Origin of the sequence: Salmonella sp. NW1250, assembly GCF_051812965.1 — a bacterium.
Lineage (GTDB): Bacteria > Pseudomonadota > Gammaproteobacteria > Enterobacterales > Enterobacteriaceae > Salmonella > Salmonella enterica.
On sequence record NZ_JAMNDD010000008.1, the window covers coordinates 159407 to 178883 of the forward strand.

Consider the following 19477-nt stretch of genomic DNA (forward strand, 5'->3'; position numbering starts at 1 on the left):
TAATGGTTCAATCACTTGTTTTTAAAGTAATCAAACTAAGAATAGCCGCGAATGAAATGTTGGTAAATATTTGTGGTATTTATTAATAAGGCGTCCCGGAGGACGCCTGAAATTAGCCAAAGCGTACGTCGCGCCCGTGAGGTTCGAGCAGATCCTGCCACGGTCCGATGGAAATGATACCCGTGGGGTTAATCGTTTTATGGCTACGGAAATAGTGGTGACGAATATGGTCAAGATTAACGGTTTCAGCAATGCCCGGTATTTGATAGATATCGCGCAGGAAACCGTACAGATTCAGGTAGTCGCTGATTCGGTATTTGTCGCATTTGAAATGAGTCACGTAAACCGGATCAAAGCGTACCAGGGTCGTCCATAAGCGGATATCCGCCTCGGTCAACTGGTCGCCCGTCAGATAGCGGTGCTGTCCGAGAATCTGCTCCAGGCGCGCCAGCGCAGTAAACACCTTTTCTACCGCTTCATCATACGCTTGCTGGCTGGTGGCGAAGCCTGCTTTATAAACGCCGTTATTAACGTTGTCATAAATCCAGCCGTTTAACTCGTCAATTTTGCTTTGCAGCGCGGGGGGATAGTAATCCCCGGCTTTAGCGCCCAGCCCATCGAAGGCGGAGTTAAACATACGAATGATTTCGGCGGACTCGTTGCTGACGATAGTATGATTTTTTTTATCCCATAAGACCGGTACGGTGACGCGGCCGCTGTAGTGTGGATCGGCGTGCAGATACAACTGGTAGAGAAATTCATGCTGATAGAGGGTATCGCCAGTGGCCGCCGGAAAAGTATCATCAAACGTCCAGCCGTTTTCCAGCATCAATGGATTCACGACGGAAACCGGAATAAATGGCTCCAGACCTTTCAGTTTACGGAAAATGAGCGTGCGATGCGCCCAGGGGCAGGCAAGGGAAACGTACAGATGGTAACGATCTTTTTCTGCGGCGAATCCGCCTTCGCCGGAAGGTCCGGGCGCGCCGTCAGCGGTAAGCCAGTTGCGGAAAGCCGACGCTGAACGCTGAAATTTCCCCCCGGAAGATTTGGTGTCATACCAGGTATCGTGCCAGACGCCATCGATCAGTTGTCCCATGTCTCTCTCCTTCAGATGACAAAAGCGAGGCGCTATTCCCTCGCTTTTTTAATTGAGTATAGATTGCTTACCACTTTTTATTCAGCAGACGGTCAAGGCTGAACGCGCCAGGCCCGGTTAACGCCAGTAATAAGAATCCGCCGGCAATGGTCAGGTTTTTCATAAACATCAGCGAGTTTACACCTTCTGCAAAATTGCTATGGAAGATCAATGCCGTCAGCAACGTAAAACCAGCGGTGAAAAGCGCAGTGGTGCGGGTGAGGAACCCCAGCAGAATCGCCAGACCGCCGCCGAACTCAAGCAGTATGGTGAGCGGCAGCAGGAATCCTGGTACGCCCATCGCTTCCATATACTGTTGTGTGCCCGCATAGCCGCTAATTTTTCCCCATCCTGCGGTAATAAACAGAACTGGCATTAAAATACGCGCTATCAGTACACCAACATCTTCTAATTTTTTCATTTTATTCTCCAGGGGGCCGATTCGGCGGCTGCTGCTATTTTCATGAGCAATGACGCGGTTTTGCGCATCATTGTTATCGCTGGAGAGAATCATAAACGTGGCGTACAGGAATTGTTAGCAAGGAAAATTGCCAAATTTTTTCAAAAAATTTGAGTGATTGATAAAGAGACGATATGCATAAAAGTATCGCGCCACCAGGTGTAATCGGGCGATAACCTGATGGCGCGATGCTATAAAAGAAAAGATATTAACCGCGGAGCTGTTGTTGACGGAGGGTAGTTTTTACCAGGCGCCAGGCGCTCCAGATACCCAGGCCGCGTTTCGCCCAGCGTACCAACATATTAGGATGACGGATGGTCCAGATGGCCATTACGCTGCTACCGACCAGCGCCCAGGAGCGCAGGCTTAACACCGTATTCCAGCCGCGATCGTACGCGCCGGTGGTCTCCAGCCAGTCGCGACGGCTGGCGGACAGATCCAGCCGTTGCTGCTGGATCTGACTGAGAAGCAGCGCTTTACGTTTTTCGCGTTCGCCTTTGCTGCTCACGACTGATCGTCCTCCAGAATTTGCCGATCGTTAGCCAGTTCGTGCCGCGTATGGCGCAATAGCGTGGACTGACGCGCTTTGCGCAAAGTCCAGATGCCGCCGATTAGCGCAAGCACTAACAGCACAACAGTGGTAGCGATCATCGCGTTCAAACGGTACTGAGGATCGATAGCCCAGATGACCAGAACCATCAGGCTCATTAAGCCAAACGCCGCGAAGAGCATGGTAAGACCTACCATCAGCAAAAGCTGAAAGAGGTTCGCTTTCTCTTCTTCCAGTTCTACTACCGCCAGTCGCAGCCGGGTTTCCACCATCTCAACGATAATGGTGACAATCCGCTGCCCGATACCCAGTACGCTTTTGCCTGGTCCTTGTGCCTGTCGAGAATCCGCCATAATTAACGACGCGTCAGCAGTACGCCCAACACCAGACCGACAGCGGCGCCAATGCCTACGCCTGTCCAGGGATTTTCGCGCACATAATCATCGGCGCGGGCGGCGGCGACGCGAGTCTGTTTGGCAATCACATCACCCGTTTCGCCCAGGCGGTAACGGCTCTCTTTCAGCGCGCGCTCGGCTTTGCTACGAATCTTACTCAACTCTTCTTTCGACTTTTCGCCCGAAGAGCTCAGCACTTCTTCAAGCGTATCGGTCAGGGATTTCAACTCAGCGCGCAGATGTTCCGTAGTGTTATCTTTCGACATAGTTTTCTCCAGGTGAGTGAGTATTTACATTCGGCGTTAATTTAGTAGTCTCTGGCCTCAAGTTTTTTTAGCTCATCCTGAGCCTCGGCCAGCTTACGTTCACGTTTGTCTATTTTATCCGCATCGCCTTTTGCTTTTGCCTCGGCTAAATCACGTTGGCGTTCGGCTACCTCTTCTTTTTGCTCAGCGATCTTTTTCTGATGCTCGGCGCGTAGCTTGCTGTCAGTACAATTAGCGCGTACTTCGCTGAGCGCCTTGTTCAGACCCTCAATACGGCGCTGATTGTTGTGCTTTTCAGCGTAGCTAATTTCCTTTTGTATATCCTGCTCTTTTTCCTGACAAAGCGAATTAGCGTAGCTACCGGCGCTAAGTGTAAAAAGCGTGATAACCAAAGCGATGCGGTATTTCATTCCTGAACTTTCCCTTATGTTCGGACCCGTTGTCCGGGGCGGTGATCCCGATAATAACGCGGTGGGTTAAACACCGCTTTATTAATCATAGTCATTAAACAATGAAATCACCAAAGTGAGTGATATGATTCGGATTCCTGGAGATTAGCCAAAGCGGTGTGAGCTTTCCCGTAAGCGGGACAGCCATTGTACCGTTTCGTTGTCATCGTCCTGCTGAGCGACGACATAACCGTGTGGCAGCGTTTGATCAAGTACCGTTTTTGCTGCGGCGCTTTGCGCAGGGGAATCGAAGGTAATGAGCAACATGTCATTTTTAGGCGTAATGCTTTTAAAATGAATGCCGTTCGCATCCAGATGATGCAGAACTGAGAAGCCGTCTGGCATACTGGCGCCCTGGTTAACCGCGCGAATGGCCAGCGTCGACTCTTGCTGACGCAGCGTTGACCACGTCATCATGAGTATGGTCAGCATCAGTAGAAAAGCGCTGATCCAAATGAGTTGTCGGGCAGTTATGCGTGGTTTAAGCATAAGTTATCCCCGGCTCCCATACTTCTTTTTCCACAGCATGACCAGTGAACCCGCCAGGCCAAAAAAGAGCAGCACCACGGGCAGCAGCATCAGGCATGACATTAACTGATCTTCATACTTCATAAAGACGGGCGTTTTGCCCAGCAGATAGCCCAGCGACGTCAGGATAAGCACCCACAACAAGCCGCTCATCCAGTTGAAGAACTGAAAGCGCGCGTTATTCAGACCGGATATGCCGGCAATGGTGGGCAGCAGCGTTCTGACAAACGCGATAAAACGGCCTATCAATAGTGCCGACAGGCCGTGTTTATGGAAAAGGTGATGGGCGCGTTGATGATAATGTGCGGGGAGATGAGAGAGCCAGTTTTGCACGGTGCGGGTATTCCCCAGCCAGCGGCCCTGAATATAGCTCACCCAGCAACCCAGGCTGGCCGCGACGGTAAGCAGCAAAATGGTTTGTGGATAACCCATCGCGCCTTTGGCGATCAGCACGCCGACCAGGATCAACAGGCTGTCGCCAGGCAAAAAGGCGGCAGGGAGCAGCCCATTTTCCAGAAACAAAATCATAAATAACACAAAATATAACATGCCAATCATGGAAGGATTGGCCAGTGTTTCAAAGTCCTGAGCCCACAGGGCATTCAGCAATTGAGTCAGTAGTTCCATTCAGTATTCCTGGACAATCGGTTAACGTCACGCCGGTGATCTGAGGTTTGCACTGCCGCAACAGAGTTGGACTTTTTATCAGCGTTGCGGAAACGGCAAATTCGCGGCCTGAACTATTCCTTGTTAAGTTGTGAAGTAAGCAAGCACTAACACACAAAAATTCAAAATGCATCTAATTGTAACAAAGGTCAACGAAGTCCGTTATAGAAATTACGCGTCGTTGAGCTTTGATTTTGCTTATCGCAAGGGAGGGTGGCGAGAGGATTTACACAGGCTGACACTTTATACTTTACGCTGACCGAGCGCCGCGGCAGACGCCATCTACATATAACGTTACGCGAGGATGTCGCGCGTGAACATCAATTCGCTTTCCGACACAGCCTATGGATTGGGAGATTCAGATCTATCGTTACGCCGGATGGCATACGCCATCCGGCATCGATAATCACTTAGCTACGCAAGGCGTTATTCGCCAGACGTTCGTCCTCTGCCTGGCAGGCTGCCGCAGTGAACAGAACATCGGTAGATGAGTTCAGCGCCGTTTCACACGAATCCTGCAATACGCCGATAATAAAGCCGACCGCTACTACCTGCATCGCGATATCGTTCGGGATGCCAAACATGTTGCACGCCAGCGGGATCAGCAGCAATGAACCGCCTGCCACGCCGGAGGCGCCGCAAGCACACAGCGAGGCCACCACGCTCAGCAGCAACGCTGTAGGCAGATCCACCGGGACGCCTAACGTATGGACTGCCGCCAACGTCAGAACCGTAATGGTAATTGCCGCACCGGCCATATTGATAGTGGCGCCCAGCGGAATGGAAACGGAGTAAGTATCCCTGTCCAGATTCAGCTTTTCGCACAGCGCCATATTCACTGGAATATTGGCGGCAGAGCTGCGGGTAAAAAAGGCATAAACGCCGCTTTCACGCAGGCAGGCGAACACCAGCGGATAAGGGTTGCGACGAATTTTCCAGAATACCAACAGCGGGTTGACCACCAGCGCGACCAGCAGCATACAGCCAATCAAGACGACCAGCAGGTGCGCATAACCCCACAGGGTGGAGAAGCCGGTGGTTGCAAGCGTTGATGAAACCAGACCAAAAATACCGACTGGCGCGAAACGGATCACCAGTTTCACCATAAAGGTCACGGCGTTAGACATATCATTCACGAGGTTTTTAGTGGTTTCATTGCCATGACGCAGGGCAAATCCCAGACCGACGGCCCATACCAGAATCCCGATATAGTTAGCGTTCAGCAGCGCGTCGATGGGGTTCGACACCATGCTCATCAGCAGACCGCGCAGGACTTCTACAATGCCGGACGGCGGCACGATATCCTGGGCGCTACTGGACAGATGCAGGGTTGAAGGGAAGGCGAAGCTGAACACAACGGCCGCCAGCGCGGCTGAAAAGGTGCCTAGCAGGTAAAGAAAGAGAATAGGGCGAATATTGGTTTTTTGACCGTGCTGGTGGTTGGCGATCGAGGCCATTACCAGCATCAGCACCAGAACGGGGGCGACCGCTTTTAAGGCGCCGACGAACAGGGTGCCAAGCAAGCCAACCGCTTCTGCCGCAGGCTTAGAAATCCATGCCAGTAAAATCCCCAGTACCAGACCCACTAAAATTTGTTTAACCAGACTGCCTTGCGCTAAACGCTGCAGTAGCCCTGATGCTCGTTGCGTAGCCATTTCATATTCCTTGTATTGTGTTGCTGGTCATCCCCTGTACGCTCTTACGGCGCATCTTTCAGGATGTAACAAAGTGTTTGCCTGGTTGAGTATAAGGAAAGTTGAAGGTTCGGGAAGCGAAATATCCTGGATTTTTTGCTGTGATCATGTTTTATAACTTTATATTAACAATATTGTGACATGTTAAACAAAAACGCCCGACAGGTGTGCGCTGCCGGGCGTTTTTGACGGGGCAGGTTTACCCCGATAAAAGATTATTGCGCTCGTAGTTTCTTATCGCGCTGATGGTTAACCCAGGCGTTAATCACCAGCGTAATGGTCAGAATGCCAAACACTACGCCCAGCGAAATCGCGATAGGAATATGGTAGAAGTCGACGATCAGCATCTTAATACCGATAAAGACCAGAATGACCGCCAGACCATATTTCAGCATCGAGAAGCGTTCCGCCACGCCGGACAGCAGGAAGTACATCGCGCGCAGTCCTAAGATGGCAAACAGGTTAGAGGTCAGTACGATGAACGGGTCGGTGGTGACCGCAAAGATCGCCGGAATACTGTCAACGGCGAAGATCACATCGCTGAACTCAACCATAATCAGCACCAGCAGCAGCGGCGTGGCATACAGCAGGCCGTTTTTACGTACGAAAAAGTGCTCGTTCTCGATCGTATCAGTCATGCGCAGATGCCCGCGCAGCCAACGCACCATCGGTTTTTCGCCAATGCCGGATTCGTCTTCCTTCGCCAGCGCCATTTTTACGCCGGTAAACAGCAGGAAGGCACCGAACACATACAGCAGCCATTCGAACTGAGTGATAAGCCAGGTACCGGCGAAAATCATGATAGTACGCAACACGATCGCGCCAAGAACCCCATACACCAGCACCCGGCGTTGCAGAGCCGGAGGGACGGAGAAATAGCTAAACAGCATCAGCCAGACAAAGACGTTATCTACGGCCAGCGACTTTTCAATCAGATAGCCGGTAAGGAACGCTAATGCCTGCGGGTCAGCAACTTCGCGCCCTTGCGTTTCAGCCAGATACCACCAGAAAGCGGCGTTAAACAGTAGCGAGAGCGTTACCCACAGGATTGACCATCCTGCCGCTTGTTTCATCGACATAGCATGTGCGCCACGGCGTCCCTGCAACAACAGGTCGATGGATAGCATTATCACCACAACAACCGCGAATCCACCCCATAATAATGGCGTACCAACAGTATTCATTATTTCTCCCCATGCAAAAAAAAACGGCTAACGCCGAATGGCATTAGCCGCTGCTTTTATGCATAGACCTTGCCATTCGGCAAGGTCTCACTTACAACAATAAAGGAATACGCTGACGCATTCCTTTATGGCTGCCCGGTGACCGGATGTGGTTTTGCACACATCGTAATGACGATCGACCGGCAATGAAGTTACTCCCCTTTGCGCATAACAAAGTATGACAGGCCACGCGTAGAGTCAATGACCTGTAACATATGATTTACATAATTTTACGCAGTAAGGGGATGGGGCAGATCGTCCGCCGGGAAGATGACCCCGGTTTGACGGCGTATTTCTGTCAGCCATTTTGCCGTGGCGCGACTTAGCGACAACCCCGGATGTTCCACGGCGTGGTTTTCAATAAGCTGGGCAAACGCCCCGGCTTCATACAGCATGGTATTAATATGCTGAGGCTGGGTCAGATCCTGCATCAGCGCGCCGCGCGGCGCAAAACACACTTTCTGGCATTCCGACAGCTTTTCAATGACCAGCGATCCCCTCTCGCCCTGAATTTCACTGGCCAGTACCGAGTCGCTGACTTTGGAATGCTGTAGCGTGACGCTAAAATCGCCGTAATCCATAACCACGACGCCGTGCGCATCTACTCCGCTTTCCAATAAATTCGCCGACGCCTGAACGCTGCGCGGTTCGCCCCATAGCGCGATCGCCGACGCCAGACAGTAATACCCGATATCCATAATTGAACCATTGGAGAAGGCCGGATTAAACGTATTCGGGTTTTCGCCGTTCAGATAGCGCTGATAACGTGAAGAGTACTGGCAGTAATTTAGGAATGCTTTATGCATTCTGCCGATTTTCGGCAACGATTCCCGCAGCAGCAGGAAATTGGGCAGGCAGGCGGTTTTAAAGGCTTCAAACAGTACCCGCTGATTATCGCGCGCGCAGGCGATAGCGGCATCAACCTCCGCCAGGTTAGAAGCCAGCGGCTTTTCGCACATGACATGCTTTTTATGCTGCAAAAAACGCTGCGTCTGGGAGAAATGCAGGGAATTCGGGCTGGCGATATAAACCGCCTCGATCGCGTCGCTTTGCGCCATCGCTTCCAGCGAGGTAAACAGATGCTCGACGGGATAATCATTTGCGAAAGACTGCGCCTGTTCAAGACTACGGGAGTAAACGGCGGCGAGCCTGAATTTGCCGGTTTCATGGGCGGCGTCGACAAACTGGCGCGTGATCCAGTTAGTCCCAATTACAGCGAAACGTATCATAAACGTCAGCGGACTCCAGAAAGGGATTTTCGTCAATGTAGCACGCCTTTCCGCCCTTGCCAGTGCGCTGCGACGCACTCTGGCATTTTACTGGCGAGAAGGGCACCCGTGTGCGCTATCAGCCCCAATAGTGACGCCAGCGCCCAGATATTTAGGCTGACGATGCAAAATTTTGGCATCCAGCACTGCGCTAACCCGCGCCAGCTTTTCCCGAAGTCGTGTGTAGGTTCCGTGCCTTTTATTCAGATCCGGCGCGTTAACGCCGATAGCGTCAATGCCATATTGTTGCGCCAGCCAGATCGCCCGTTGATTATGAAATGCTTGCGAGATAATCGTAATGCGGCTTTCGCCAAACACTTTCCGGGCGCGAACTACGGAGTCCAGCGTGGAGAATCCGGCATAATCACAAAAAATGGCCGCTTCCGGCACACCTTTCGCTATCAGCGCCTGCTGCATCGCCGAAGGTTCATCGTACTCTTTTTTGCCGTTATCGCCGCTGACTAACAGCCACTTCACTTTACCGGCGTGATACAACGCGGCGGCAGTATTAATCCGCCGGGTAAAATACCGATTGCCGGGTTTAGCGCCTAACACCAGCCCGACGTTGCGGGCGGGAACGGTCTGAATATCATTCCATGTCAGATGCTGTGAGGCGTTGACGATAAGCCAGTTAGAATAGAAAAGCGCGACGCCTGCCGCGACAAGCAGAAAGCACGCCACTGTTAACGCCCGGCGTGTAAAACAGAGGCGGCGGATAAAACGGGCACATTGTGAGAGCATGGTTGTTGCGCGGTTCCGTTGGCGGTGGATAAAAAATACCCTCTACAGATCGTCATCCTTGACGTGGCGGCAGGCAATGAGCGAAATGTGAACGCGCCGATTTTATGCCCACGCCGTTAAAAAGATACGGGGGAAGGGGCATTTTCAGAATTTATTGTGCCGACAGCGCCTGATGCGTCAGCCACAGGCGCGTATCAAACTCCAGTTGATGGTACTGCGGCTCCATATGGCAACAGAGCTGATAAAACGCTTTGTTATGATCTTTCTCTTTCAGGTGTGCCAGTTCGTGAACCACAATCATCCGTAAGAATGGCTCCGGGGCGTTGCGAAACACGGTGGCGACGCGGATCTCCGCCTTTGCCTTGAGCTTGCCGCCCTGAACGCGCGAGACAGCGGTATGCAGTCCCAGCGCATTTTTCAGCACATGGATCTTGCTGTCATACATCACTTTATTGATGGGCGGCGCATTGCGCAGAAACTGACTTTTCAGTTCCTGAGTATAGTGATATAGCGCTTTGTCAGTAGCGTAATCATGCGCGCCGGGATAACGTTTTTCCAGCACCGCCCCCAGGCGCTGCTCGGCGATTAAGGCGCGCACCTGGGCAAGGAGATGTTCCGGATACCCCTGAAGGTAAGTTAGTGAGGTCATCAAAGCTCCATGTTGCTGATAAAAAGTGTATACTCACGCACCCTTTTCAGGGATAACGCCGCAATTTTACCATTCAGGAGGCCTAATGAGCCACGTAGACGACGGTTTCCGTTCACTGACGCTGAAACGTTTTCCGCAAACGGATGATGTTAACCCGCTTCTGGCGTGGGAGGCGGCCGATGAGTATCTGCTGCAACAGTTGGATGAGACGGAAATTCGCGGCCCGGTGCTGATCCTGAATGATACGTTTGGCGCGCTAAGCTGTGCGCTGGCGGAGCATTCGCCATACAGTATTGGCGATTCGTATTTAAGCGAACTGGGTACGCGAGAGAATTTACGCCATAACGGCATCGCGGAGTCCAGCGTAACGTTTCTCGACAGTACCGCTGACTACCCGCAGGCGCCGGGCGTGGTATTGATTAAAGTACCGAAAACGCTGGCGTTGCTGGAACAGCAGTTACGCGCTTTGCGTAAGGTCGTTACGGCGCAAACGCGTATTATCGCCGGCGCGAAAGCGCGTGATATTCATACCTCTACGCTGGAACTGTTTGAAAAAGTGCTGGGCCCAACCACGACGACGCTGGCGTGGAAGAAAGCGCGCCTGATTAACTGTACCTTCAGTCATCCGCAACTGGCCGACGCGCCGCAAACGCTAAGCTGGAAACTGGAAGATACAGGCTGGACGATTCACAACCACGCGAATGTGTTTTCTCGTACCGGATTGGATATCGGCGCGCGCTTCTTTATGCAGCATTTGCCGGAAAACCTCGACGGGGAGATTGTCGATCTCGGCTGCGGCAATGGGGTGATTGGCCTGAGCTTACTGGCGAAAAATCCGCAGGCGAACGTGGTATTTGTCGATGAATCGCCGATGGCGGTAGATTCCAGCCGTTTGAATGTAGAAACGAACCTGCCGGAAGCGTTCGAACGCTGCGAATTTATGATCAACAACGCGCTCTCCGGCGTGGAGCCGTTCCGTTTTAACGCTGTGTTCTGCAACCCGCCGTTCCACCAGAAACATGCGCTGACGGATAATATCGCCTGGGAGATGTTCCATCACGCCCGCCGCTGCCTGAAAATCAACGGCGAACTGTATATTGTGGCGAACCGCCATCTGGACTATTTCCACAAGCTGAAGAAGATTTTCGGTAATTGTGCGACGGTAGCTACCAACAATAAATTTGTTATTTTGAAAGCGGTGAAGCAGGGACGCCGTCGATAAGACGCTCAAGCGTCATACCGGCCTATAAAACCGGTATGACGGCGTAAGCCCGATAAGCGCAGCGCCATCAGGTAAAGTCGTTAAATCTCCAGCGCCAGTCGGGTGCCCTGGGCAATCGCCCGTCGGGCATCCAGCTCCATCGCGACATCGCATCCGCCGATAAGATGTACCGTTTTACCTGCGGCGCGTAACGGGTCCGCCAGCTCGCGGCGAGGTTCCTGTCCGGCGCAGATCACCACATGATCCACTTCCAGCAACTGCGGTTCGCCGCCGATCAAGAGATGTAATCCGTCGTCGTCGATCTTCTGGTAACTGACCGCCGGGATCATCTTCACGCCGCGCGCCAGTAACGTCGCGCGATGGATCCAGCCGGTGGTTTTACCTAATCCTTCGCCCGGCTTGCTGGCTTTGCGTTGCAGCATGACGATTTGCCGTGGACTACGTGCCAGGCGTGGGCCTTCCGGGCGCAGACCGCCTGCCTGTTGCAGGCTGGTATCAATTCCCCATTCCGTACAAAATTCAGCAATATTTTGGCTGGTGGATTCGCCGTGCTGGCTCAGATACATGGCCGTGTCAAAACCGATCCCGCCGCAGCCGATGATCGCCACTCGCTTACCAACCGGCGCCTTATCGCGCAATACCTCCAGGTAGGTCAATGCTTTTGGATGATCGATACCGTCTATCGGCGGGCGGCGCGGTACTATTCCACAAGCGAGGATCGCTTCGTCAAACGGCTGAAGATCCTCTGCGTTCACCCGTTGGTTCAGTTTCAGCGTAACGCCAGTAATATCGATCATTCGACGGTAGTAGCGCAGCGTTTCGTAAAACTCCTCTTTACCCGGGATCTGCCTGGCGATAGTAAACTGACCGCCAATTTCACTCTGGGCGTCAAACAGCGTGACATGATGGCCGCGCGACGCGGCGTTAATCGCGAAAGCTAGCCCCGCCGGGCCTGCGCCGACAACGGCCAGATTCTTTTTGCGTATGGCCGGCGTTATCGGCATGTGGGTTTCGTGACAGGCGCGTGGGTTCACCAGACAGGAGGTCACTTTGCCGATGAAGATCCGATCCAGACAGGCCTGATTACAGCCGATACAGGTGTTGATCTCATCTGCGCGTCCGGATTGCGCTTTAGTCAGGAATTCGGCATCGGCAAGGAAGGGACGCGCCATCGACACCATATCGGCATCGCCGCGCGTCAGGATCGTCTCGGCGACCTGCGGATCGTTAATGCGATTGGTCGCGATCAGCGGAACCGACACATGACCTTTGAGTTTCCGCGTCACCCAGCTAAATGCGCCACGTGGTACTGGCGTGGCGATGGTCGGGATTCGCGCCTCATGCCAGCCAATGCCGGTATTAATTAGGCTTGCGCCTGCGGCTTCAATGGCTTGCGCCAGTTGTACCGTTTCGTCGAACGTGCCGCCATTTTCCACCAGATCGAGCATCGACAGGCGATAGATAATAATAAAGTCGTTCCCTACCCGCTGGCGTACCGCGCGTACTACCTCAACCGCGAAGCGCATACGGCTGGTATAGTCGCCGCCCCATTCGTCATCGCGATGGTTAGTTCGCCGGGTGAGAAATTCATTAATCAGATAGCCCTCTGATCCCATCACCTCTACGCCGTCGTAGCCTGCTTCCCGCGCCAGTTGCGCGCAATGCGCGAAGTCGTCGATTAACTGCAAGATTTCATCATGCGTCAGTTCATGCGGCATAAAGCGGTTGATTGGCGCCTGAATTGCCGACGGCGCGACCAGGTGCGGCTGATAGCTGTAACGCCCGGTGTGCAGAATTTGCAGCGCGATTTTACCGCCTTCCGCATGTACGGCATCGGTCACCACGCGGTGAGGCGTTAATTGGCTGGCATCGTTCAGCATCGCGCCGCCGGTCATCACGACCCCGGAGGGAACGGGCGCAATACCGCCGGTGACGATTAACGCTACGCCGTGTCGCGCGCGCTCGGCATAAAATGCCGCCAGGCGCTCGGCGCCATCAGGATGTTCTTCCAGACCCGTGTGCATCGATCCCATCAGCACGCGGTTTCTGAGAGTAGTAAAGCCCAGATCGAGCGGGGCGAACAGCGATGGGTAGCTCATAAGCGTATCCAGTATGTAAAATTATTGTTATGTGGTCGGATGAGTTACTACTGTAGCCGTCGCGAGGTAAAAGGGAAAAGGGGAATGTGGTGATTGTGATGGGATTCAAAAAAGAGGCCGCGACCCGGGGAAAACAGGCCGGATAAGCATAGCGCCATCCGGCATCGTTTTTAAACCTCTTCAACGCTCACCTGCATCGCCGCCAGCGCATTACGCGCTGATTTCAATACCTGTTCGCACAGTTCAATGGTTAGCGTGAGCGGTGGCTCAATACGAATTGTTTTCGCATTATTCAGCGTACCAGCGACCAGCACGCGTTGACGGAACATCTCACTGGCAAAACGGTAGCCCGTTTCGTTATCGACAAATTCAATGGCCATCAACATACCTTTGCCGCGCGCATCGTGTACCAGATTGGGATATTCACGCGCAAGTTGTCGAAAACCATCCAGGAGCGTATCGCCTTTTTGTTCCGCCTGGGCCGGGAGATTTTGCTCCAGCAGGACGTTAATGGTCGCCAGCGCGGCAGCACAAGCCAGTGGATTACCGCCAAAAGTGGTGGTATGCAGGAAGGGGTTGTCGAACAGAACCGAAAACACCTCTTCAGTCGCGATGGTGGCGCCAATCGGCATCACGCCGCCGCCCAGGGCTTTCGCCAGACACAGAATATCAGGCTGCACATTTTCGTGCTCACAGGCAAACATCTTGCCGGTACGCCCCATGCCGGTTTGTACTTCATCCAGAATCATCAGCGCGCCGAATTCGTCACAGAGCTTACGTACCTCTGTCAGGTATCCCTGCGGCGGCAGGATCACGCCGCCTTCACCCTGAATAGGCTCCAGAATCACGGCTGCTATCTCGTCGCCCGTTTTTTTGCCTTCGCTAAATGCCATGCTCATCGCGTCAATATTGCCAAACGGCACATGGCGGAAGCCCGGCAGTAAAGGCATAAAGGGTCTGCGGAAGGTGGATTTGGCCGTGGCGGAGAGCGCGCCCAATGATTTGCCGTGAAATGCGCCGCTGGTGGCGATAAAGGTAAACTTGCCGCGCGGCGACTGATACGCTTTTGCCAGTTTTAGCGCCGCTTCGACGGATTCGGTGCCGCTGTTACAGAAAAAGCTGTACTTGAGTTTCCCCGGTGTCAGCGCCGCCAGCGTTTTTGCCAGCATCGCCCGCAAGGGGTCAAGTAACTCCTGGCTGTGGAGAGGTTGTTTTGCGAGTTGATTCTGGACGGCGGATACCACAACAGGATTACGGTGCCCCACGTTAAAGATGCCAAACCCCCCAAGACAGTCGATAAACTCCTGCCCCTGGGTGTCGACAAGCGTATTCAAACTGCCCGCTTGCCACTCTACGGCTCCGTAATCCCCGCCGGCGGTAACAGATTTCCGGTATTCCAGAAATCCTGGATTTACATGCTCTTTAAAGTAGTCAATGACCTCTCGGTTTAGTGCTTTCATTTCCTCATGGTTTAGCGTTCGCTTCTCGATGAGATTCAGTGCGTGCGCGCTACAGGCCAAAGCCGATGCGCTGGAAGGTAACCTGTTCAAAATGAGCTCCAGAGGGCCGTGTATCACATGATACTGAATTAAGTATTGCAGGGATTAGCGGGGGTCTAAGCCCATAGTGAAAATCGGGATAAACACCAGGAATAATCACATTTGCACAACATTTAATATCATGTGTTAACAATTGGATGCATTTTGAGCAGATCTTGTTTTACAGTTTACGGTGTGTTGCGTTAACGGCGGCGTGAGAAAAAGGTGAGCCAGGGCAGATTTTAAAGAAAAAGGTTGTCCACGCTAAACAATTTCATAATGAAAATAAGGCGCAGGATGAGGTGAAAATCGTACAAATATTAAGGATTAATCGCAAATTGCGATCCAGAGCAATTTTAACAACTAAAGATAAATAGATTAGCGCCGAAATAACATCTGAGCGAAAAATTAACATCCAGATAACCTGCACAGGACGCTATCATGTCTTCTCATCCCTACGTCAGCCAGCTAAATACCCCGCTGGATGATGATACCACTCTGATGTCTACGACCGACCTGGAAAGCTATATCACTCACGCCAATGACACTTTTGTCCAGGTGAGCGGCTATCAGTTAAACGAGTTACTGGCGCAGCCACATAATCTGGTGCGTCATCCGGATATGCCGAAAGCTGCCTTCGCAGATATGTGGTACACCCTAAAACAGGGCGAACCGTGGAGCGGCATTGTGAAAAACCGGCGTAAAAACGGCGACCATTACTGGGTGCGGGCCAACGCGGTACCGATGATACGTGAAGGGCGTGTGACGGGATATATGTCGATCCGTACCCGCGCCACGGATGATGAGATTGCCGCCGTCGAGCCTTTATATCAGGCGCTAAATGAAGGGCGGTGTAGTAAACGTATTCATAAAGGCCTGGTGGTTCGTCAGGGCTTGCTGGGCAAACTGCCCGCTATGCCTGTTCGCTGGCGAGTGCGTAGTATTATGGGGCTAATGGCCGTAATGCTGGCGTTGGCGCTGTTCGGTACGGATGCCTCATGGCAGGCGTTGCTGTTGGGCGCGTTGGCGATGCTGGCAGGTACGGCGCTATTTGAATGGCAAATTGTGCGTCCCATTGAAAATGTGGCGACGCAGGCGCTGAAAGTGGCGACCGGCGAACGCAACAGCGTACAACATTTTAATCGCAGCGATGAGTTGGGGCTGACGCTGAGGGCCGTGGGGCAGCTTGGCTTGATGTGCCGCTGGCTGATCAATGACGTATCAAGTCAGGTTTCCAGCGTCAGAAACGGCAGTGAAAGGCTGGCGAAGGGTAACAATGATCTGAACGAACACACCCGTCAGACCGTGGAGAATGTTCAGGAAACGGTAACGACCATGAACCAGATGGCGGAGTCCGTGAAGCTCAATTCCGAGACGGCTTCCGCTGCGGATAAGCTTTCCATGGCGGCCAGTAGCGCGGCGACTCAGGGAGGTGAGGCGATGGATACGGTGATTAAAACGATGGATGATATCGCTCACAGTACGCAACGTATCGGGACGATCACCACGCTAATTAACGATATCGCTTTTCAGACGAATATCCTGGCGCTGAATGCGGCGGTAGAAGCGGCGAGAGCGGGCGAGCAGGGGAAAGGGTTTGCCGTGGTTGCTGGCGAGGTACGCCATCTTGCCAGCCGCAGCGCTAACGCGGCGAACGATATTCGTAAATTAATTGATGCCAGCGCAACAAAGGTGCAGTCAGGCTCCGAGCAGGTTCACGCCGCAGGCCGTACCATGGATGACATTGTAGCCCAGGTGCAAAATGTCACCCTGCTTATCGCACGGATCAGCCAGTCGACGCAGGAACAGACAGATGGGCTTTCCAGCCTGACTCGCGCCGTGGACGAGTTGAACCGCATAACCCAAAAAAATGCGGCGCTGGTGGAAGAGAGCGCACAAGTCTCCGCAATGGTAAAACACCGTGCCAGCCGGCTGGAGGATGCGGTCACGGTACTGCATTAAGTTTATTTGTAGGTAGCAACGGTAATGACATCCGCCCGGTAGCAATAAGCTTACCGGGCGGATGTGCTCTGATAGAAGGCGGTGCCTGCCATCATAGAGAGTACCAGTGGCCTGTGATGTTAAAAATAATGTGATATTTATTCCTTCTCCCTTGTCTACCTATTAATAGGTATAAACTCAGTTAATAAATAAGAAATGGTTAACCTTTTAGCGTATTTCTTTCATTATTAGTGCCAATTTATGTCACTTTTGGTTCATCTTTCTGTGAACAATAAATATTACTTACTAATAATGTTCCGAAATAAAAAGCGATCAATATCATAAAGTTAGTAACATTATTGCCGATAAATCTTCCTGTATGAGGATATGCAATCCCAGGGAGAAAATATGTTTTTGCATAACATTAAAATACGTTCAAAATTATTTATGGCCTTTGGCTTATTCATTGTTCTCATGGTGGTGAGTTCCGCTCTGTCTTTGTTTAGCCTTGATCGGGCTAATACGGGTATGCAGGACATTATTACCAATGATTATCCCACCACGGTAAAAGCCAATCTGTTAATCGATAATTTTAATGATTTCATCATCGCGCAGCAGCTCATGTTACTGGATGAAGAGGGGCGCTGGAGCCAGAGCTCGCAGAAAGAACTCAGTGAGATAAGCCAGCGCATTTCGGCGCTACTGGATGAGCTTTCCAGGGAAAATAGTCACGATGCGGATTCACAGAAAATCATTAATGAGATCCGTGAAGCGCGCCAGCAATACCTGGAGTCCAGATTCCGTATTTTGAAAGATATTCAAAGCAATAATCGTCAGGCGGCCATTCAGGAGATGATGACCAGAACGGTGCAGGTGCAAAAAGTCTATAAGGACAAAGTCCAGGAACTTATCGCTGTTCAGGACGCGCAGATGCATGAAGCGAGCGTGCAGGTCAAAGAGGATTTTAAAAATAATCGGACGCTGTTAATCACCCTGGCGCTGATAAGCATCGCCGCCGGAGGCGTAATGGGATGGTATATTGTGCGTTCTATTACCCGGCCGCTTGATGACGCAGTACGCTTTGCCGAGGCGATTGCCGATGGCGATCTGACTCGTCATATCACCACCGACTATAAAGATGAAACAGGCGTACTACTGCAAGCGTTAATGGCGATGAAAACGCGTCTGCTGGATATCGTACAGGAAGTGCAAAACGGTTCGGAGAGTATCTCCACGGCGGCGGCGCAAATTGTCGCCGGTAACCAGGATTTGGCGGCGCGTACGGAAGAGCAGGCCAGCTCGGTTGAAGAAACGGCGGCGTCGATGGAACAGATTACCGCCACGGTTAAAAACACAGCCGATCATACCAGTGAAGCGACCAAACTCTCTGCCGGCGCCGCCAGCGTGGTGAAAAACAATGGGGAGATGATGAATCAAGTGACGCAGAAAATGCGCGTCATTAACGATACGGCAAATCGTATGTCGGATATCATCAATATCATTGATTCTATTGCCTTTCAGACCAATATTCTGGCGCTGAACGCGGCGGTTGAAGCGGCGCGCGCGGGCGAACATGGGCGTGGTTTTGCCGTTGTCGCCGGAGAGGTTCGCCAGTTGGCGCAAAAGAGCGCCTCGTCAGCCAGTGAAATCCGTAATTTGATTGAAGATTCAACCAGTCAGACTCAGGAAGGGATGCACCTGGTGGAGAAAGCCAGCGCCCTGATTAATGGCATGGTGGATAACGTCGAAGAGATGGATGTGATATTACGTGAGATTGGGCAGGCCAGCCGCGAGCAAACTGACGGTATTTCGCAGATTAACAGCGCGATTGGCCTGATTGACGCCGCCACGCAACAAAACTCCTGCCTTGTGGAAGAGTCTGTTGCCGCCGCAGCGTCGCTGAACGAACAGGCGTTACATTTAAAAGAGCTGGTTAACGTGTTCCGCGTCCGCGAAGAGGACACGCAGCCCGCTTAATCCAGTTCGGCGATTTCCAGCGCCGCGCGATCAATCACGCCGATAATGCGTTTGATTTGCGCGTTGTTGATATCGCTGTGGTTTATCCGCAGATCCAGCACGGCCTTGAAGTTATCCAGCGCCCGCTTCATCTGCGGATTTTTACGTAACTCCATGCCCACACAACGGGCTTTTAGCCGCGCCTGAATATGCGTCAGATGTTCGCGATTTTCATCAAGCCATTGCGCGCCGTTCGCGGTAATCGCGATTTTTTTCCGCCCGCCTTCTTCGTCGCTAATCGTGATAAATTGCTGATCCTGTAAAAAATCCAGCGTAGGGTAGATCACGCCAGCGCTTGGCGTATAGCCACCCCCCGTCAGGTTTTCTATCGCTTTAATCAGTTCATAGCCGTGGCTGGCGTCCCGGGTCAGGATATCAAGAATGACCAGCCGAAGTTCCCCGTGGCCAAAAAATCGCTGACGTCGACCACCGCCCTGTCCATGACGACCACAGCCGTGTCCGTGACGGTGTTCGCCGCCGCAACTGGCGTTCTCATGCTGATGCGCGCTATGGCAGCCTTCATGCTGATGTTCTCGATCTTTACAGCAGCCGTCGTGCTTATGATCCCGGTTTTTGCAACACCCTTCATGTTGATTTTGCATCATTGCCTCCTGCTTATTTAGATATATCTAAT

Annotated in this window: 19 protein-coding genes; 3 read left to right on the top strand and 16 right to left on the bottom strand. The window is 52.3% G+C overall.

The window, feature by feature from the left end; all coding sequences use genetic code 11:
* Positions 1-112 precede the first annotated feature (112 nt).
* The 13 genes from NBA72_RS15475 to NBA72_RS15535 form a co-directional block, all read right to left on the bottom strand.
* A complete protein-coding gene (locus tag NBA72_RS15475; RefSeq protein WP_000531162.1) occupies positions 113-1099 on the bottom strand; it encodes a glutathione S-transferase family protein in 987 nt (328 codons plus the stop codon).
* A 67-nt stretch (positions 1100-1166) separates the two neighbouring features.
* Positions 1167-1559, bottom strand: coding sequence for a DoxX family protein (locus NBA72_RS15480; protein ID WP_001592732.1), 393 nt, complete (start codon positions 1557-1559; stop codon positions 1167-1169).
* A 247-nt stretch (positions 1560-1806) separates the two neighbouring features.
* The gene (locus tag NBA72_RS15485; protein ID WP_000095496.1) at positions 1807-2106 is read right to left on the bottom strand and encodes a YqjK-like family protein; all 300 of its coding nucleotides are present in this window, start codon (positions 2104-2106) and stop codon (positions 1807-1809) included.
* Complete coding sequence (locus NBA72_RS15490; protein WP_000785626.1) at positions 2103-2501, bottom strand: phage holin family protein; 399 nt, start codon at positions 2499-2501, stop codon at positions 2103-2105. Before NBA72_RS15490 ends, NBA72_RS15485 begins: the two co-directional genes overlap by 4 nt.
* 2 nt (positions 2502-2503) lie before the next feature.
* Positions 2504-2809 (bottom strand): DUF883 family protein, encoded by a 306-nt coding sequence (locus NBA72_RS15495; protein WP_000031219.1) that lies wholly within the window; start codon positions 2807-2809, stop codon positions 2504-2506.
* Between the two features lie 41 nt (positions 2810-2850).
* A complete protein-coding gene (locus NBA72_RS15500; protein WP_042948719.1) occupies positions 2851-3219 on the bottom strand; it encodes a DUF1090 domain-containing protein in 369 nt (122 codons plus the stop codon).
* A 144-nt stretch (positions 3220-3363) separates the two neighbouring features.
* A complete protein-coding gene (mzrA, locus tag NBA72_RS15505) occupies positions 3364-3747 on the bottom strand; it encodes an EnvZ/OmpR regulon moderator MzrA (RefSeq protein WP_000917516.1) in 384 nt (127 codons plus the stop codon).
* Positions 3748-3750: 3 nt separating this feature from the next.
* Positions 3751-4413, bottom strand: coding sequence for a DedA family general envelope maintenance protein YqjA (yqjA, locus tag NBA72_RS15510; protein ID WP_000422143.1), 663 nt, complete (start codon positions 4411-4413; stop codon positions 3751-3753).
* Between the two features lie 449 nt (positions 4414-4862).
* The gene (gene sstT / locus NBA72_RS15515) at positions 4863-6107 is read right to left on the bottom strand and encodes a serine/threonine transporter SstT (RefSeq protein WP_000235363.1); all 1245 of its coding nucleotides are present in this window, start codon (positions 6105-6107) and stop codon (positions 4863-4865) included.
* A 254-nt stretch (positions 6108-6361) separates the two neighbouring features.
* Positions 6362-7330, bottom strand: a complete 969-nt coding sequence (locus NBA72_RS15520; RefSeq protein WP_001098833.1) for a TerC family protein — start codon at positions 7328-7330, stop codon at positions 6362-6364.
* A 269-nt stretch (positions 7331-7599) separates the two neighbouring features.
* Positions 7600-8598: a Gfo/Idh/MocA family protein gene (locus tag NBA72_RS15525; protein ID WP_042948930.1), complete on the bottom strand. Its 999-nt coding sequence runs from the start codon at positions 8596-8598 to the stop codon at positions 7600-7602.
* A gap of 87 nt (positions 8599-8685) precedes the next feature.
* Positions 8686-9378: a SanA/YdcF family protein gene (locus tag NBA72_RS15530; RefSeq protein WP_000951045.1), complete on the bottom strand. Its 693-nt coding sequence runs from the start codon at positions 9376-9378 to the stop codon at positions 8686-8688.
* 151 nt (positions 9379-9529) lie between these two features.
* On the bottom strand, positions 9530-10027 hold the full coding sequence (locus NBA72_RS15535) for a M48 metallopeptidase family protein (protein ID WP_000202966.1): 498 nt from the start codon (positions 10025-10027) through the stop codon (positions 9530-9532).
* 85 nt (positions 10028-10112) lie between these two features.
* Between NBA72_RS15535 and rlmG the strand changes: the two genes are divergently transcribed.
* Positions 10113-11249: a 23S rRNA (guanine(1835)-N(2))-methyltransferase RlmG gene (gene rlmG, locus NBA72_RS15540; RefSeq protein ID WP_023215703.1), complete on the top strand. Its 1137-nt coding sequence runs from the start codon at positions 10113-10115 to the stop codon at positions 11247-11249.
* Positions 11250-11329: 80 nt separating this feature from the next.
* Here rlmG and NBA72_RS15545 read toward each other — a convergent pair whose 3' ends face one another.
* Positions 11330-13348 (bottom strand): NADPH-dependent 2,4-dienoyl-CoA reductase, encoded by a 2019-nt coding sequence (locus NBA72_RS15545; protein WP_023226575.1) that lies wholly within the window; start codon positions 13346-13348, stop codon positions 11330-11332.
* Between the two features lie 170 nt (positions 13349-13518).
* Positions 13519-14898 (bottom strand): putrescine aminotransferase, encoded by a 1380-nt coding sequence (gene ygjG, locus NBA72_RS15550; protein ID WP_001520281.1) that lies wholly within the window; start codon positions 14896-14898, stop codon positions 13519-13521.
* A gap of 429 nt (positions 14899-15327) precedes the next feature.
* Here ygjG and NBA72_RS15555 point away from each other — a divergent pair, with 429 nt between their 5' ends.
* Together NBA72_RS15555 and NBA72_RS15560 are read left to right on the top strand one after the other, a co-directional pair.
* Complete coding sequence (locus tag NBA72_RS15555) at positions 15328-16848, top strand: methyl-accepting chemotaxis protein (protein ID WP_042948723.1); 1521 nt, start codon at positions 15328-15330, stop codon at positions 16846-16848.
* Between the two features lie 387 nt (positions 16849-17235).
* The gene (locus NBA72_RS15560) at positions 17236-18804 is read left to right on the top strand and encodes a methyl-accepting chemotaxis protein (protein ID WP_000478462.1); all 1569 of its coding nucleotides are present in this window, start codon (positions 17236-17238) and stop codon (positions 18802-18804) included.
* Here the strand turns inward: NBA72_RS15560 and NBA72_RS15565 are convergent.
* The gene (locus NBA72_RS15565) at positions 18801-19448 is read right to left on the bottom strand and encodes a PadR family transcriptional regulator (RefSeq protein ID WP_137963475.1); all 648 of its coding nucleotides are present in this window, start codon (positions 19446-19448) and stop codon (positions 18801-18803) included. The genes NBA72_RS15560 and NBA72_RS15565 overlap by 4 nt on opposite strands.
* Positions 19449-19477 lie beyond the last annotated feature (29 nt).